The organism is Pseudomonas sp. LBUM1669 (genome assembly GCF_059695705.1).
Map to the genome: position 1 here is coordinate 4452382 of NZ_CP166784.1, position 16844 is coordinate 4469225.

The 16844-nt window shown below is 59.6% G+C and carries 16 protein-coding genes; 7 read left to right on the top strand and 9 right to left on the bottom strand.

The genetic code is table 11. The features are described 5' to 3' along the window. Positions 1 to 116: 116 nt before the first annotated feature. A complete protein-coding gene (locus tag ACA051_RS20555; RefSeq protein ID WP_497371677.1) occupies positions 117 to 2438 on the top strand; it encodes a hybrid sensor histidine kinase/response regulator in 2322 nt (773 codons plus the stop codon). Here the strand turns inward: ACA051_RS20555 and ACA051_RS20560 are convergent. The 3 genes from ACA051_RS20560 to msrB all read right to left on the bottom strand — a co-directional run bounded on the left by ACA051_RS20560 (position 2422) and on the right by msrB (position 3948). Further along, complete coding sequence (locus tag ACA051_RS20560) at positions 2422 to 2883, bottom strand: MarR family winged helix-turn-helix transcriptional regulator (RefSeq protein ID WP_497304334.1); 462 nt, start codon at positions 2881 to 2883, stop codon at positions 2422 to 2424. The genes ACA051_RS20555 and ACA051_RS20560 overlap by 17 nt on opposite strands. After that, on the bottom strand, positions 2880 to 3365 hold the full coding sequence (locus ACA051_RS20565; protein ID WP_497371679.1) for a glutathione peroxidase: 486 nt from the start codon (positions 3363 to 3365) through the stop codon (positions 2880 to 2882). Before ACA051_RS20565 ends, ACA051_RS20560 begins: the two co-directional genes overlap by 4 nt. A gap of 187 nt (positions 3366 to 3552) precedes the next feature. Next, on the bottom strand, positions 3553 to 3948 hold the full coding sequence (msrB, locus tag ACA051_RS20570) for a peptide-methionine (R)-S-oxide reductase MsrB (protein ID WP_497371681.1): 396 nt from the start codon (positions 3946 to 3948) through the stop codon (positions 3553 to 3555). Positions 3949 to 4174: 226 nt separating this feature from the next. Between msrB and ACA051_RS20575 the strand changes: the two genes are divergently transcribed. Both ACA051_RS20575 and htpX read left to right on the top strand, forming a co-directional pair. Beyond that, a complete protein-coding gene (locus ACA051_RS20575; protein ID WP_497371683.1) occupies positions 4175 to 5386 on the top strand; it encodes a pyridoxal phosphate-dependent aminotransferase in 1212 nt (403 codons plus the stop codon). 316 nt (positions 5387 to 5702) lie between these two features. Then, complete coding sequence (gene htpX / locus ACA051_RS20580) at positions 5703 to 6590, top strand: protease HtpX (protein WP_059403635.1); 888 nt, start codon at positions 5703 to 5705, stop codon at positions 6588 to 6590. A gap of 84 nt (positions 6591 to 6674) precedes the next feature. Here the strand turns inward: htpX and ACA051_RS20585 are convergent, their stop codons facing one another. After that, a complete protein-coding gene (locus tag ACA051_RS20585; RefSeq protein ID WP_497304338.1) occupies positions 6675 to 7331 on the bottom strand; it encodes a thiopurine S-methyltransferase in 657 nt (218 codons plus the stop codon). Positions 7332 to 7434: 103 nt separating this feature from the next. Between ACA051_RS20585 and ACA051_RS20590 the strand changes: the two genes are divergently transcribed. Next, a complete protein-coding gene (locus ACA051_RS20590; protein WP_497371685.1) occupies positions 7435 to 8202 on the top strand; it encodes a DODA-type extradiol aromatic ring-opening family dioxygenase in 768 nt (255 codons plus the stop codon). 89 nt (positions 8203 to 8291) lie between these two features. Here the strand turns inward: ACA051_RS20590 and ACA051_RS20595 are convergent, their stop codons facing one another. Then, positions 8292 to 9965, bottom strand: a complete 1674-nt coding sequence (locus ACA051_RS20595; RefSeq protein WP_497304341.1) for a DEAD/DEAH box helicase — start codon at positions 9963 to 9965, stop codon at positions 8292 to 8294. 434 nt (positions 9966 to 10399) lie between these two features. Here ACA051_RS20595 and ACA051_RS20600 point away from each other — a divergent pair, with 434 nt between their 5' ends. After that, positions 10400 to 11191: a crotonase/enoyl-CoA hydratase family protein gene (locus ACA051_RS20600; RefSeq protein ID WP_497304343.1), complete on the top strand. Its 792-nt coding sequence runs from the start codon at positions 10400 to 10402 to the stop codon at positions 11189 to 11191. A gap of 111 nt (positions 11192 to 11302) precedes the next feature. Here ACA051_RS20600 and ACA051_RS20605 read toward each other — a convergent pair whose 3' ends face one another. Next, a complete protein-coding gene (locus ACA051_RS20605; RefSeq protein WP_497371687.1) occupies positions 11303 to 12058 on the bottom strand; it encodes a spermidine synthase in 756 nt (251 codons plus the stop codon). A 149-nt stretch (positions 12059 to 12207) separates the two neighbouring features. Here ACA051_RS20605 and ACA051_RS20610 point away from each other — a divergent pair, with 149 nt between their 5' ends. Beyond that, positions 12208 to 13554 (top strand): class II 3-deoxy-7-phosphoheptulonate synthase, encoded by a 1347-nt coding sequence (locus tag ACA051_RS20610; RefSeq protein WP_010461297.1) that lies wholly within the window; start codon positions 12208 to 12210, stop codon positions 13552 to 13554. An 88-nt stretch (positions 13555 to 13642) separates the two neighbouring features. Here ACA051_RS20610 and ACA051_RS20615 read toward each other — a convergent pair whose 3' ends face one another. Both ACA051_RS20615 and ACA051_RS20620 read right to left on the bottom strand, forming a co-directional pair. Beyond that, complete coding sequence (locus ACA051_RS20615) at positions 13643 to 14872, bottom strand: winged helix-turn-helix domain-containing protein (RefSeq protein ID WP_497371689.1); 1230 nt, start codon at positions 14870 to 14872, stop codon at positions 13643 to 13645. Positions 14873 to 14936: 64 nt separating this feature from the next. Continuing rightward, on the bottom strand, positions 14937 to 15152 hold the full coding sequence (locus tag ACA051_RS20620; protein WP_497371691.1) for a DUF1127 domain-containing protein: 216 nt from the start codon (positions 15150 to 15152) through the stop codon (positions 14937 to 14939). A 96-nt stretch (positions 15153 to 15248) separates the two neighbouring features. Between ACA051_RS20620 and ACA051_RS20625 the strand changes: the two genes are divergently transcribed. Then, a complete protein-coding gene (locus ACA051_RS20625) occupies positions 15249 to 16103 on the top strand; it encodes a LysR family transcriptional regulator (RefSeq protein ID WP_497304351.1) in 855 nt (284 codons plus the stop codon). Here the strand turns inward: ACA051_RS20625 and ACA051_RS20630 are convergent. Continuing rightward, on the bottom strand, positions 16093 to 16827 hold the full coding sequence (locus ACA051_RS20630) for a sulfite exporter TauE/SafE family protein (RefSeq protein ID WP_497310636.1): 735 nt from the start codon (positions 16825 to 16827) through the stop codon (positions 16093 to 16095). The two genes, ACA051_RS20625 and ACA051_RS20630, sit on opposite strands and share 11 nt — an antisense overlap. Between the last annotated feature and the right edge of the window lie 17 nt (positions 16828 to 16844).

The window sequence follows — 16844 nt, forward strand, 5'->3', positions numbered from 1 at the left end:
CAGCATTCGGCGCCCGGTTCATCCCTTGTTGCACAAGGGCTCGCGAGAACATCGGTATCCATGCATGATCGACTATGCTTGAGCAGCGAAGGGAAACGGAAGTGGTTCAACACCCCATGGATATCAAGTTCACCCACCGGCTGTCATACAAGCAAGCCAGGCTGACCGTGCTTGTCGGTTTCATTCTGGGCACGCTGCTCAGTTTGCTGCAAATAGGCATCGATTATGCCAGCGAAGACGCCTCCATCAACCGCGAAATACTGTCTTTGCTGGAAATCAGCCATAACCCCGCGTCCCGCATCGCCTACAACATCGACGCCGAACTCTCCCAGGAACTGACCATGGGCCTGTTGCGCTCACCGGCGATCGTCGGTGCGCAACTGACTGACAACAACGGCACCGTCCTGGCCAGCGTCAAACGCCCGACCCTGCAAAGCAACTATCGGATGATCAGCGACTTCCTGTTCGGCGCCAACCGCCAGTTTGAAGACCGCCTCTACCTCGACCACTTGCCGAACGAATCCCTCGGCACCTTGCGACTGGAAGTCGATACCTATGCCTTCGGCAGCCGATTCCTGCGCCGGGCCGAGGTAACGCTGCTCAACGGCTTCGCTCGCAGCCTGATCCTGACCGGCATCCTGTTGGCGCTGTTCTACGTGATGCTGACGAAACCGCTGGTGCGGGTCATCCGCGAACTCAGCGGGCGCGATCCGCGCAGCGCGGAACCGACCTGGCTGGAATATCCGAGCGGGCATAAAAACGATGAAATCGGTGTATTGGTCAAAGTGGCCAACCAGCAGTTTGAAAACATCGCCACCGAAATCCAGCAGCGACGCAACGCCGAAAACCGCCTGACCGACTACCTCGGGCAACTGGAAAACATCGTCTCGGCCCGCACCGCGGAGCTCAAGGCGATCAATGCCCGGCTCAGCCAATCCAACCAGGAGCTGGAAGTCGCGCGAAGTACCGCTCTGGATATGGCCGAAGCACGTTCGGTGTTCCTCGCCAATATGAGCCATGAAATACGCACGCCGCTCAACGGCCTGTTGGGCATGATCGCGCTCTCGCTGGACGGCCCGCTCAATGCCGAACAACAGCAACAACTGTCCATCGCCCATGACTCGGGCAAAGTGCTGGTGGAACTGCTCAACGATATTCTCGACCTGTCGAAATTCGATGCCGGCCAGCTCGAGCTCGAACACATTCCGTTCGACCTCGGGTCACTGATCGAAGACACCGCCAACCTGCTATCGCAGAACGCCGCGCCCAGCGTCGAGTTGACCTGCCTGATCGATCCGCACTTTCCGGCGTTGGTGCTGGGGGATCCGACCCGCGTCCGGCAGATCGTCAGCAACCTGTTGTCCAACGCCCTCAAGTTCACCCGTTTCGGTCGCGTCGATGTGCGTCTTTCAACCTTTGAAGATGGCGTCAGAATCGAAGTCTGCGACACCGGTATCGGGATTGCCCAGGATGCGCAGGTCAAAATCTTCCAGCCTTTCACGCAGGCCGGCGCCGGCATTACCCGCCAATTTGGCGGCACCGGGCTGGGCCTGGCGCTGACCTATAACCTCTGCGAAGCCATGCAGGGGCGGCTGACCATCAGCTCGGAAGCGGGTTTCGGCAGCCAGTTCTGCGCCGACCTGCCGTTGCCCTGCCACACCCGGGCCATCCCCCCGCAGCCGTTACCGGGCAAGGTCATTGCCATCACCGCGGCCAACAGCGGCCTGGCGGAACTGTTGAAAAACCTGTTGCCCGGCTGGGGGCTCGACTATCAGCAACGGTCCATCGATGACTCGTTCATCGGCCTCGACCCGGACGTGCTAATCACCGACTGCCCCGAATGCCTGTTTGGCCTGCGCCCGACCCTCGACGCGCCTATCTTGCTGGTGACTGCCTATGGCAGCTTCATGCCCAGCGAAGAAGCGAGCGCCCTGGCGCCCCTGCAACAACAGGCACGTCCTTTGGCGCGCAATGCGCTTTACCAGACATTGCGCCGGGTGCTGCTGCCTGAAAGCAACCTGATCAACGGTGCCCGGGTCGAAACCCTTACCCCCCAACGGCGCGGACGTGTCCTGCTGGTCGAGGACAACCCGGTCAATCAATTGGTGGCCAAGGGCATGCTCGGCAAACTCGGTTGCGAGGTGATTGTCGCCGCTCACGGTGCCGAAGCCCTGGATCAGCTTGAGCACAGCGAGTTCGATCTGGTGCTGATGGACTGCAACATGCCGGTGATGGATGGCTATGAAGCCAGCCGACAAATCCGTCGCAGCGGGCGCTGGCCACAATTGCCGATCGTGGCCTTGACCGCCAACGCCATGTCCGAGGAACGCGAACGCTGCCGTGTGGCTGGCATGAGCGATTACCTGGCCAAGCCCTTTCGCCGAGAAGAACTGGCCGCCCTGCTCGACCTGTGGATACCGACTACGACAGCGCTTTGATTTGCCCCAGCAGGTGATCGAGACCGTCGCGCAGATCGTTCAGGCGATCCAGATCGACGCCGCTGTCGCACAGCAACCGGGCCTTGAGCGGCCCGACCTGATCACGCAAGGCCTTGCCGGTCGGCGAAAGACTCAGGTGCACTTCTCGCTCATCGCGCGCCGAACGCTGGCGCTGCACCAGTTGCAGCTGCTCAAGGCGCTTGAGCAACGGCGTCAGGGTGCCGGAGTCCAGCGCCAGGCGTTCGCCCAGCGCCTTGACCGTCGGCTGCTCCGGCGCCGCCTCCTGCCATTCCCACAACACCAGCATCGCCAGGTATTGCGGATAGGTCAGGCCCAGTTGATCGAGCATTGGCTTGTAGGCGCGGATCACCGCGCGAGAAGCGGCGTACAGCTTGAAGCAGAGCTGGTTGTCGAGCTGCAGCGAATCGACAGACAGGGTGTTCATTTGAGCAGGGCTTCGATCTCGCGGCTCAGGTCCTGCGGCTTGGTCGCCGGAGCGAAGCGTTTGACCAAATGGCCGTCCTTGCCGATCAGGAACTTGGTGAAGTTCCATTTGATGCCCTGGGAGCCGAGCACGCCCGGTGCGCGTTTTTTCAACTGCACAAACAGCGGATGAGCGCCGGCACCATTGACGTCAATCTTCTTGAACAGGGGGAAGCTGACACCGAAGTTCAACTCGCAGAACTCGGAAATCGCCCCTTCGTTACCCGGTTCCTGCTTGCCGAACTGATTGCAGGGAAAGCCGAGCACCACCAGGCCTTGATCCTTGTAGGTCTGCCACAATTCTTCGAGGCCTTTGTACTGCGGAGTGAAACCGCACTTGCTGGCGGTGTTGACCACCAGAACGGCTTTGCCGGCGAAATCGGCCAGGGTTTTTTGTTCACCTTTGATGGTGGTCACCGGGATGGTCAGCAGGTTGTCGCTCATGGGTTTGGCTCGAATTGAAGGAACAAGCCATGAACATAGCGAGCAATTGAATTGTGTGCAATTTAAATTGTAGGGCGCCGGATATCTGTAGGAGCGAAGCTTGCTCGCGAAGGCGTCAGGTCAGTCAACATCTGTGTTGAATGTTAAGACGCCTTCGCGAGCAAGCTTCGCTCCCACAGGGCTCGCATTACTCGCGCGGCACCAGGTCCAGGCACACCGAGTTGATGCAATAGCGCAGGCCGGTCGGCGGCGGGCCATCCGGGAACACGTGCCCCAGGTGGGCCTCGCATTTGGCGCAGACCACTTCGGTGCGGACCATGCCGTGGCTGACATCACGGATCTCGACCATGGCGCTGTCGCCAATCGGCGCGTAGAAGCTCGGCCAACCGCAGCCGGAGTCGAATTTGGTCTTGGAGTCGAACAGCGGCTCTTTACAGCAGATGCAGTGGTAGACGCCGTCAGTCTTGGTGTCGTTGTACTTGCCGGAGAACGGCCGTTCCGTGCCCTTGAGACGGCAAACGTTGTACTGCTCCGGATCGAGCATCGCCTTCCATTCTTCCAGGGTTTTATCCAACTTTTCCATCGTCACACCTCAGCAGCTGAAAAAGCCCGATCTGTACCTTTTCCACGGATCGGGCGGCACGTATGATTGCGCCTCGTCAAACGCCAGTCTGGCAGCCATACCACGCGCATTCAAACGGATTTATGGGTGCCGCATCTCAAGGCGTCAGGCCTGTGTGAATACGCAGGATTCCCAGTACGGTTGTTCATACGCCGCCTGGATCGTTCATTTTCGGGAACACATCGCCATGCAGGTCAGCAAATCGAACAAGCTCGCCAACGTCTGCTACGACATTCGCGGCCCAGTGCTCAAGCACGCCAAACGCCTGGAAGAGGAAGGTCATCGCATCCTCAAGCTGAACATCGGCAACCCGGCGCCCTTTGGTTTCGAAGCGCCGGACGAAATCCTCCAGGACGTGATCCGCAACCTGCCGACCGCTCAGGGCTACAGCGACTCCAAAGGCCTGTTCAGCGCGCGCAAGGCCGTCATGCAGTACTACCAGCAAAAGCAGGTGGAAGGCGTCGGCATTGAAGACATCTACCTGGGCAACGGCGTTTCCGAGCTGATTGTGATGTCGATGCAGGCTTTGCTGAACAATGGCGACGAAGTGCTGGTGCCAGCGCCTGACTATCCGCTGTGGACGGCTGCCGTGAGCCTGTCCGGCGGCAACCCGGTGCATTACCTGTGCGACGAGCAAGCCAACTGGTGGCCGGACCTGGCCGACATCAAGGCCAAGATCACCCCGAACACCAAGGCCCTGGTGATCATCAACCCGAACAACCCGACCGGCGCCGTGTACTCCAAAGAAGTGCTACTGGGTATGCTGGAACTGGCTCGCCAGCACAACCTGGTGGTGTTCTCCGACGAGATCTACGACAAGATCCTGTACGACGATGCCGTGCACATTTGCACCGCGTCCCTCGCACCGGACCTGCTGTGCCTGACCTTCAACGGTCTGTCCAAGTCGTATCGCGTGGCCGGTTTCCGTTCCGGCTGGATTGCCATTTCCGGTCCGAAACAGCACGCCCAGAGCTACATCGAAGGCATCGACATGCTGGCCAATATGCGCCTGTGTGCCAACGTGCCGAGCCAGCATGCGATCCAGACCGCGCTCGGTGGCTATCAGAGCATCAACGATCTGGTATTGCCGCAAGGTCGCCTGCTGGAACAGCGCAATCGCACCTGGGAACTGCTCAACGATATTCCGGGCGTGAGCTGCGTCAAGCCGATGGGGGCGTTGTATGCGTTCCCGCGGATCGACCCGAAAGTCTGCCCGATCCACAACGACGAGAAGTTCGTACTCGACCTGCTGCTCTCCGAGAAGCTGCTGGTGGTGCAAGGCACGGCCTTCAACTGGCCTTGGCCGGATCACTTCCGAGTCGTGACCTTGCCACGAGTGGACGAGCTGGACATGGCCATCGGCCGGATCGGCAACTTCCTCAAATCCTACCGCCAGTAACCTGGACTTCACCGTGCGACCCGGGCATCGGTCGCGCGGTGATCAATTCAGCAACATATCTTTGCGCCCCGCCAGACATCACTGCCCTTATTGCTGACTGATGCCAGGTTTCGTGGCCGCGTCCAACAAAGACGGGGCCTGAGACGCGAATTCGCTGTCAAACACGTCCGGCATCGCCGTCGGAATTGCCCTGCAAACAGCTAGACTGTTGCCGTAGGACACAGTTTGAAATAGTCACTCGGTTGAATAGCCCGGTGCAGCACCTTATATACCCCGCAGTACGCTACATCTTTAGCATGAGGAGATTTCTACAACCATGATGCGCATCCTGCTGTTTTTGGCCACTAACCTGGCGGTCGTGCTGATTGCCAGCATCACCCTGAGCCTTTTCGGCTTCAACGGGTTCATGGCGGCCAACGGGGTTGATCTCAACCTCAATCAGCTGCTGATTTTCTGTGCGGTCTTTGGTTTCGCCGGTTCCCTGTTCTCGCTGTTCATCTCCAAGTGGATGGCGAAGATGAGCACCAGCACCCAAATCATCAGCCAGCCGCGCACACGTCACGAGCAATGGCTGCTGCAAACCGTCGAGCAACTGTCCCGCGAAGCCGGGATCAAGATGCCCGAAGTCGGGATTTTCCCTGCCTACGAGGCCAATGCGTTCGCCACGGGCTGGAACAAGAACGACGCACTGGTTGCGGTAAGCCAGGGCCTGCTCGAGCGTTTTTCGCCGGATGAAGTGAAGGCCGTCCTGGCCCACGAAATCGGCCACGTGGCCAATGGCGACATGGTCACCCTGGCGTTGATCCAGGGCGTGGTGAACACCTTTGTGATGTTCTTTGCACGGATCATCGGCAACTTTGTCGACAAGGTGATCTTCAAGAACGAAGAAGGCCAGGGCATCGCCTACTATGTGGCGACCATCTTTGCTGAACTGGTCCTGGGTATTCTGGCCAGCTCCATCGTCATGTGGTTCTCGCGCAAACGTGAGTTCCGTGCCGACGAAGCCGGTGCACGCCTGGCCGGCACCAGTGCAATGATTGGTGCCTTGCAACGCCTTCGTGCGGAACAGGGCCTGCCGGTGCACATGCCGGATACACTGAATGCCTTTGGCATCAACGGTGGCATCAAACAAGGGTTCGCTCGTATGTTCATGAGCCACCCGCCACTGGAAGAGCGTATTGACGCGTTGCGTCGTCGGGGCTGAGAGGCTCCGCACTAAAGAAAAGGCCCGCAGTGAATGCGGGCCTTTTTTTGTCTGCTGTGTCTCATCCTGAATAAGGTTTACACCTTAATGGCTGGAAACCCGATAAACCCGTTCCTCAAGCCGAGTGACACCGCTCTCGACAAATTTCCAGCTCTCGCCCAGCACGTCCTGGTCTTCCAGAATCTTCAGCTCCCAGGTGGCCCCGAACAACCGTTGCACTTCGTCATCCAGCACGGCAAACGGCGGGCCTTCCTTCTGTGCCTGGTCATAATCCAGGGTAATCAAAAGCCCCAGTGAATCCTTCGGCAGAATTCGCTTCAAATGCTCTGCGTACTGTTCACGCATCGTCGGCGGCAACGCGATCAACGCCGCGCGGTCGTACAGTGCGCTGCAATCGGCGACATCACCGGCCGTCAACGCGAAGAAGTCGCCGCACCAGACCTCGATCGAACCCGCCCGATAGACCGTGAAGGGTCCCTGGTCACTGACGTCTGGATCGAATTGATGCTCGTGAAAAAAGTCTTCCACCGCCTTTTCCGATAATTCGATGCCCAACACCTCGTGACCGCATTTCGCCAGCCACAACAGATCCAGGCTTTTGCCACATAACGGCACCAATACGCGCGCTCCCTCCTCCACGTCCAGTTGCGGCCAGTACCGTTGCAGATATGGATTCACTTCCGGCAGGTGAAAGCCGATCTGATTCGACGTCCACCGCTTGTGCCAAAACTCCGGCTGCATAATTAATCCCGAAAATTCGATCAAAAGACGCTAAAACTTATATTAGATTTAGATCAATGATCTGACTGAAGATGCTGCCATCTTACCCCTCAGGAGCTCTTTCATGTTCCCCAGCCTGTACATATCCCATGGCTCACCCATGTTGGCGCTCGAACCAGGCTCCAGCGGGCCCGCCCTCGCTCGCCTGGCCGCCGAATTGCCGAAACCGAAAGCCATCGTGATTGTGTCTGCGCACTGGGAAAGCAACGAGCTACTGGTCAGCGGCAATCCCCGGCCTGAAACCTGGCATGATTTCGGCGGCTTCCCGAAAGCACTGTTCGAAGTGCAATACCCGGCGCCCGGCAATCCTCAACTGGCTGGCGAGGTGGTCGAGTTACTGCAGGCCGACAACCTGCCGGCACGGATCGATACCAAACGACCCTTCGACCACGGCGTCTGGGTGCCTTTGTCGTTGATGTATCCGCAGGCCGACATCCCGGTGGTGCAAGTCTCGCTGCCCACCCGTGGCGGCCCGGCTTTGCAAACCAGGGTCGGCCAAGCCTTGGCCAGCCTGCGCGAACACGGCGTGTTGTTGATCGGCTCCGGCAGCATCACCCATAACCTGCGCGAACTGGACTGGCACGCCGGCCCGGAAAGCGTCGAACCGTGGGCCCAGACGTTCCGTGACTGGATGATTGAAAAACTCGCTGCCAACGATGAAGCCGCGCTGCACGATTATCGTCAACAGGCACCGAATGCAGTGCGCAACCATCCCAGTGATGAGCATTTGCTGCCGTTGTACTTTGCTCGCGGGGCTGGGGGTGAGTTCAGTATTGCTCATCAAGGGTTCACCATGGGCGCGCTGGGCATGGACATTTACCGTTTTGGCTGACAGATAAGCCGTGCATAAAACAGCTGGCAAAAAAAATCCCCGAACCAGTCGGGGATTTTTTATGTTCGATCAATCAGCTCAAGAGCGGATCAATCTTCGCGATAGCGACGCAGCTTCAACTGCTTACCGGCAACGCGAGTGTCCTTCAGCTTGGTCAGCAGTTTCTCCAGACCATCTTCCGGCAGCTCGACGAGGCTGAAGCTGTCACGCACCTGGATGCGACCGATTGCTTCGCGAGCCAGGCCACCTTCGTTGAGGATAGCGCCCAGCAGGTTCTTGGCAGCGATACCATCACGCGCACCCAGCGCGGTACGGCAACGAGCACGGCCTTCGGCCAATGCAACCGGAGCACGACGCTCACGATCACCACGGTCCGGACGATCACCGGTGCGCTCTGGACGATCGCCACGCGGTGCGTTGTTCGGCACCAGTGGACGTTCTTTCTCGATCGCGGCCAGGGTCAGCGCCTGAGCGTTGGTTGCCTTGCGCAGCAGAGCAGCGGCCAATGCACGCGGGGTGCAACCGATGTCGGCAGTCAGGCGATCCAGCAGATCACCGTGAGTCGATTCGGCATCAGCAACCAGCGGCGACAGGCTGTTGGTCAGTTTCTTGATGCGGGCATCGAGAACGGCCTGAGCATCCGGCAGGCGGACTTCGGCAACTTTCTGACCGGTTACACGCTCGATCACTTGCAGCATGCGACGCTCACGCGGAGTCACCAGCAACAGCGCACGGCCTTCGCGACCGGCACGGCCAGTACGGCCGATACGGTGAACGTAGGACTCTGGATCGTATGGCATGTCAACGTTGAACACGTGAGTGATGCGCGGAACGTCCAGACCACGAGCAGCAACGTCGGTCGCTACAACGATGTCCAGACGGCCATCCTTGAGGGATTCGATCACGCGCTCACGCTGGTTCTGAGCAATGTCACCGTTCAGCGCAGCGGCTTTGTAGCCTTTGGCTTCCAGGGCACTGGCCAGGTCCAGGGTCGCTTGCTTGGTGCGCACGAACATGATCAGGGCGTCGAAATCTTCCACTTCCAGCAGGCTCAATACAGCCGAGGTCTTCTGGTCAGCGTGAACCAACAGGTGAGCCTGTTCGATCGCGGTAACGGTCTGAGTCTTGGTCTGGATCTTCACGTGTTGCGGATCGCGCAGATGGCGTTCGGCAATGGCACGGATCGACTGCGGCAGGGTGGCCGAGAACAATACGGTCTGACGGGTTGGCGGCAGAGCCTTGAAGATAACTTCGAGGTCGTCCATGAAACCCAGTTTGAGCATTTCGTCCGCTTCGTCCAGAACCAGGTGGTTCACGGTCGACAGTACTTTTTCGTCACGACGCAGGTGGTCGCACAGACGGCCCGGCGTGGCGACAACGATCTGTGCGCCATTACGGATTGCTTTCAGTTGTGGACCCATAGGGGCGCCGCCGTAAACGGCCACAACGGTAACGCCCGGCATTTGCTTGGCGTAGGTTTCGAAAGCGGTTGCTACTTGCAGCGCCAACTCACGGGTTGGCGCCAGGATCAGGGCTTGCGGCTCGCGCTTTGCAGGATCGATGCAGTGCAGGATCGGCAGGGCGAACGCAGCGGTTTTACCCGTACCGGTTTGCGCCTGACCAATCATGTCGTGACCGGCCATGATGATCGGGATCGATTGCTGCTGAATAGCCGAAGGCTCTTCGTAGCCAGTCGCGATGACGGCTGCAAGGATATTCGGATTAAGATTAAAAGCGGCGAAGCCGCCGGTTTCCTGGGTCATGGGTCTGCCTCTAAGTGCATCCGCAAAGACCCATGCTCCAAAGCTGCGCATGCCGTGTAAGACTCAAGAGTCGCCCTGGCTGCTTTGTCGGCGGGGATTTGCGAAAACGAATGAATGAAAAAGATTCGTCAAGGGAGAGTCCGCTGTGCGGACGTGCAGCCGAAGCTGACTTCGGGAAATTGCGCTACCTAAACGCGGCCCGGTTAAAGGCCGGCGCGCACTATACCGGAAATCGCCCAAAAAGGGAGCATTATTTGTCGGAAAACTGACGTATATACCGTTCTGTCACAGGCTTTGCGGATAATCGTGCAACAGTCTATTTTTCAAAGGCCCGGCCCTGCTGGCGATGGCGCTAAAACGGTTCATCCTTGTGACGCAGACCCGCGGTCTTGAACTTCGGTCTGGCACACCCTTCCCGCCCGAGGAAATGCTCCATGAATCAGCCCGGCTCCAGTCGTGTCACCCGTGAAAAACACGGCCATGTCCTGATGATCGGCCTGGATCGGGTCGCCAAGCGCAATGCCTTCGACCTCGATTTGCTCAACGCTCTGAGCCTGGCTTACGGCGAGTTCGAGGCCGACAGCGAGGCGCGCGTGGCGGTGGTGTTCGGTCACGGCGAGCACTTCACCGCCGGGCTCGACCTGATCAATGCCAGCGCTGCCCTGGCCGAAGGCTGGCAGACACCGCCCGGCGGTTGCGATCCGTGGGGCGTGTTTGCCGGGCCCCGGGTGAGCAAACCGGTGATTGTCGCCGCGCAAGGCTACTGCCTGACCATTGGCATCGAGTTGATGCTGGCCGCGGACATCAACCTCTGCGCCAGCAACACCCGTTTTGCCCAGAAGGAAGTGCAGCGCGGGATCTTTCCCTTCGGTGGCGCCACGTTGCGTCTGCATCAAGTCGCCGGCTGGGGCAATGCCATGCGCTGGCTGCTGACCGGCGATGAATTCGATGCTCACGATGCGTTGCATCTGGGGTTGGTGCAGGAAGTCATGGCCAGCGAGGATTTGCTGCCGCGCGCGATTGAGCTGGCTGAGCGAATTGCCCGGCAGGCCCCGCTGGGGGTTCAGGCGACGTTGATGTCTGCGCGGCAGGCGCGTTATGAGGGAGAAACCGCGGCGGCGCAGGGACTGCCGCCGCTGGTGAAGAAGTTGCTGGCGAGTGAGGATGCCAAAGAGGGGGTGCGATCAATGGTCGAGAAGCGGCCGGGCATCTTCAAAGGGGTTTGAAGGATGTATTGACTGTAGGGGCCTCTTCGCGGGCAAGCCTCGCTCCTACAGGGTTTGCAGGATCCCGTAGGAGCGAGGCTTGCCCGCGAAGAGGCCCTAAAGAACACCACATCAAGTCGCCGGGCGAATCGCCTTGATCAACGACTGCAACGAATACCCCAATCGCGGTGCAAGCTCTTCGGCCCGGGCGATCAATCCGTCCATGTCCAGTTCCTGATCCAGTTCCGAAGGCACGATCAGAATCACGTTGCCCTCCTTCACCGGCAGCTCCCAGTAATGCCGGTGATAGAGCCCACGCAACAACGCAGCGCCCAAGGGCTTGCCGTCGTCGGTGGCCCATTGATTGATCACCAGCCAGCCGCCCGGATTCAAGCGTTTCTGACAGTTTTCCAGGAAGCTCCAGGCCAGATGCCCGACTCCCGGACCGACATCGGTATAAAGGTCGACGAAGATCAGGTCCGCCGGTTCAGCGGTATCGAGCAATTCCAGCGCATCGCCGACGCGGATATACAACCGCGGATCGTCATCGAGCCCCAGGTATTCGATGGCCAAACGCGGTACGTCGGGGCGCAACTCGATGGCTTCGACATCTTCAAGGGGCAAAAACCTGAGGCACGCCTGGGTCAGCGTGCCGGCGCCCAGACCAAGAAACAGCGCGCTTTCCGGCTGGTCGTGGCACAGCGCGCCAATCAGCATCGCCCGGGTGTAATCGTACTCGAGCCAGCTCGGGTCAGCCGTGAACACGCAGCTCTGCTCAATGGCATCACCGAACTCGAGAAAACGGTAATCGGCCACTTCCAGCACGCGAATCACGCCGAACTCATCCTGTACCTCGGCGAGCAGATGCTCGACGCGCTCCTCAGTCATTTCGTCTCCTGATCGTCGCCAGGCCAGGCAACTCGATAAACCGCAACATGAAGCGGCAAAGGCGCGATTGTCCGCGAAGCGACGGGAACAGGTCACGCACTAATTTGCTGATAACATGAGTGTCCGAGCGTAAAACAACCGAGACCGTGATGAGCCAACCCTGGAGCCCTGACAGCTGGCGCGCCCTGCCGATCCAGCAACAACCCCTTTACCCCGACGCCGCGCATTTGCGTCAAGTCGAGCAAACCCTGGCCAGCTACCCGCCGCTGGTGTTTGCCGGTGAGGCCCGGGAGTTGCGCCGTCAGTTCGCAGAAGTCACCCAGGGCCGTGCGTTTCTGTTGCAGGGCGGCGATTGCGCCGAAAGCTTCGCCGAGTTCTCCGCGGCGAAAATCCGCGACACCTTTAAAGTCTTGCTGCAGATGGCGATCGTCATGACCTTCGCCGCGGGCTGCCCGGTGGTCAAGGTCGGGCGCATGGCCGGCCAGTTCGCCAAGCCTCGCTCAGCCAACGATGAAACCATCGACGGCGTGACCCTCCCCGCCTACCGTGGCGACATCGTCAACGGTATCGGTTTCGACGAAAAAAGCCGCGTGCCGGACCCGGAGCGCTTGCTCCAGTCCTATCACCAGTCCACCGCGACCCTGAACCTGCTGCGTGCTTTCGCCCAGGGCGGTTTTGCCGACCTGCATCAGGTGCACAAATGGAACCTGGACTTCATCGCCAACTCGGCGCTGGCTGAAAAATACAGCCACCTGGCCGATCGCATCGATGAAACCCTGGCCTTCATGCGCGCTTGCGGCATGGACAGCTCGCCACAACTGCGCGAAACCAGCTTCTTCACGGCCCACGAAGCGCTGTTGCTGAATTACGAAGAAGCTTTCGTGCGCCGCGACAGTCTGACCAACGATTACTACGATTGCTCGGCGCACATGCTGTGGATCGGCGACCGCACCCGTCAGCTCGACGGCGCCCACGTCGAATTCCTGCGCGGCGTGAATAACCCGATTGGGGTCAAGGTCGGCCCAAGCATGAACCCTGAAGACCTGATTCGCCTGATCGACGTGCTTAACCCGGACAACGATCCGGGCCGCTTGAACCTGATCGCACGCATGGGCGCGAACAAGGTTGGCGATCACTTGCCAGCGTTGATCCGCGCGGTGCAGCGTGAAGGCAAGCAGGTGCTCTGGAGTTCGGACCCGATGCATGGCAACACCATCAAGGCCAGCAGCGGCTACAAGACCCGCGACTTCGCGCAGATCCTCGGTGAAGTGAAGCAGTTCTTCCAGGTTCACGAGGCAGAAGGCAGTTACGCCGGCGGTATCCACATCGAGATGACCGGGCAGAACGTGACCGAGTGCATTGGCGGCGCGCGGCCGATCACTGAAGACGGGTTGTCGGACCGTTACCACACCCATTGCGATCCGCGGATGAATGCTGATCAGTCGTTGGAGTTGGCTTTTTTGATTGCCGAGACCTTGAAACAAGTCCGGCGCTAAACCGCGTCGCGCCATTCGCGGGCAAGCCTCGCTCCTACAAAATTGCGTTGTATCTGTAGGAGCGAGGCTTGCCCGCGAAGGCGCCCGTTCAGTCACCGCCAATCGTCACCAACGCTACCCGCAACCGCGCCGCACTCGCCCGCGGACAATTCAGCTGAACCCGCTCAAGCCCCAGCCAATCCGCCATCTGCCGCAGATTGAGCGCCAACGCCAGCATCCCCGCCTCGTCCAGCCCTGGTTCCTCTTCATGCACGGCATGCACCGCCAGCCGGCTCAACGCTCGTTCGGCTCGCAGATCAACCCGTGCGGCAATCCGTTCATTGTGCAAAAACGGCAGTACGTAATATCCGTAGACCCGCTTGTCCTGCGGCGTGTAAATCTCCAGTCGATAACGGAAATCGAACAACCGCTCGGTGCGGCTGCGTTCCCAGATCAACGAGTCAAAGGGTGATAGCAAGGCACTGGACTCGACCTTGCGCGGCACTTTCGACTCGGGCAGGCAATAAGCCGGTTGCCGCCAGCCCTGAACCTCGCAAGCCAGCAACTCACCCGCCTCTATCAGTTCCGCCAGACGCGGCCGGCTGTCTGCCGGGTTCAGGCGAAAATAATCACGCAGGTCCTTTTCCGTGCCAACCCCCAATGCCGTCGCAGCATGCAGCAACAGCCCCCGCAGGGCCTCGGTTTCACTCAGCAAAGGCTGTTGCAGAACCGCCGAAGGAATCACCCGTTCCGGCAGGTCATAAAGCCGCTCGAATCCACGGCGGCCGGCAACGGTCACTTCACCGGCGGCGAACAACCATTCCAGCGCATGTTTTTCAGCGCTCCAGCCCCACCATGGCCCCGCCCGCTCCTGGCGGGTCGACAAGCTTCCGGCCCCCAGTGCGCCGAGTTCCTGCACCGAGGCCAGCACCCGGCGAATCGTGTCCTGCTGCTCGCGACCGAAACGTGCCAGTTGCTGATAGATGTCTTCGCCGCGCGTCGCACGCTGCATGCGCCAACGCATCAAGGGGTACATCGACATGGGCAGCAACGAAGCTTCATGGCCCCAATATTCGAACAACGTGCGACGTCGGCCCTGACTCCATGCAGCCTGGTCGAGCAAATCGGGAGAGTAATGACCGAGGCGGGAAAACAAGGGAAGGTAGTGCGAACGCACCAACGCATTGACCGAATCGATCTGCAGAATGCCCAGTCGCTCGATCAGCCGGTTGAGCTGAACCGGTTTGATCGCCGCTGGCGGTTGCCGCCCGTTGAACCCTTGGGCGGCCAGCGCCAGACGTCGAGCCTGTTTGTTGGAAAAGGACAGCGTTGCGGGCATGAATACCTCCGTGTCTGCTCGCAACCTACCTCACCAGAGAGGGGTTTGTGTAGCGATGGCCTCATCATTTATGCATCGGATCATCCCAGAACGGCCTGACCGACTCATGCTCTACATCCGCACGACTCACGCCAATGTCTTTCAGTGCTTCGTCGCTCAGGCTTGCCAGCAGCTCACGTTCACGGTGAAGTTCGTACCAGCGACTAAACTTGTGCAGCAGATCGGATACCGCGTGGATTGAGAATTTTTCTTCCGTTACTTGCTCGTTATGACCTTTCATCTTGTTGCCCTCCTTTAGGGATGGCTCAAGTCTCGCCTCAGCGCTAAGATCAATCCAACGAATGTTTCTGATGGTAACCATCTCGGAGATTGATGGATGTCGGCGTACCCAAGTATCGATACGGATGTGCTGCGTACCTTTGTCGCCATTGCCGACCAAGGCGGTTTTACCCGTGCCGGTGAAATGGTCAACCGCACACAGTCAGCGGTGAGCATGCAGATGAAGCGTCTGGAAGAAGACGTGTTGCAGCGTCAGTTGTTCGAGCGTGATGGACGCCAGGTCAAGCTGACCGCCGAAGGCCAGGTATTGCTGGGTTACGCGAGGCGCATCCTCAAACTTCACAGCGAAGTCTTCAATACCCTGCGCGAGCCGCACATGGTCGGCACCGTGCGCATCGGCACGCCCGACGATTACGTCATGCGTTTCCTGCCGGGGATCCTGTCGCGCTTCGCCAAGTTCTACCCGCTGATCCAGATCGAGGTTCACTGCGAATCATCAAAACAATTGCTGCAACGCCAGGACTTGGACTTGTCCATCGTCACCCGCGAGCCGGGCAGCGAGATCGGCCAGTTGCTGCGCAAGGAGCGTTTCGTCTGGGCTGAAGCACAATGTTTCAGCGCCCACGAGCAGACGCCGTTACCGCTGGCGATGTTCAACAGTGATTGTTTCTGCAGGCTGTGGGCGTGCAATGCACTGGACGCCATGGGGCGCGATTACCGCATCGCCTATAACAGTTCGAGCCTGTCGGCGTTGATGGCCGTGGTCAGTGCGGGCCTCGCGGTGACCGCGCAACTGGAAAGCCTGATCACGCCGGACATGCGCATCCTGGGAGCCGCCGAAGACCTGCCGCTGTTGCCGGAAGCCAGCATCATGCTGATACGCAACCTGAACAACCCTTCACCGATCACCGAGTGCCTGGCCGAACATATCGTCGAAGGCTTCAAACTTTAAACGCGAGCATCACCGCGCACAGCACCAGGAAACCGCAGAACAACCCGCGCAATAGCCGCTCCGGCATGGCGTGGGCGATCTTCACGCCCCAGCTGATGCTCATCAATCCGCCGACAGCCAACGGCAACCCGATCAGCCAGTCCACTTGATGATGCACCGCGTAAGTCACCAGTGTGACGCCGGTGCTGGGCAGCGCCAGGGCCAGCGACAAGCCTTGAGCCACCACCTGGGTGGTGCCGAACAGGCTGGTCAGCACCGGCGTCGCCACCACCGCACCGCCAACTCCGAACAACCCGCCCATGGCGCCGGATGCCGCGCCAAGCACGCCCAACCATGGCCAGGAATAACGCATATGGGCAGAGGCCGGCGCGTTGGCGGTGAACATGCGCACCACGTTGTAGGCCGACAGGGCAATCAGAAACGCGACAAAGCCCAGGCGCATGGTCTCCGCGTCAATGCCTACCGCCCAGATCGACCCGATCCAGGCGAAGCAGAACCCCATTGCGGCCAATGGCAGCGCGTGGCGCATTTCGATGCGGTTGCGCTGGTGATAACGCCACAGCGCCAGCATCACGTTGGGCACCACCATGACCAATGCCGTGCCCTGGGCAATTTGCTGATCGAGACCGAACAGCACGCCCAGCAACGGAATCGCGATCAAGCCACCGCCAATTCCGAATATTCCGCCGAGGGTTCCCAGGGCTGCGCCGAAGGCCAGATACATCACGAACTCAATCACAG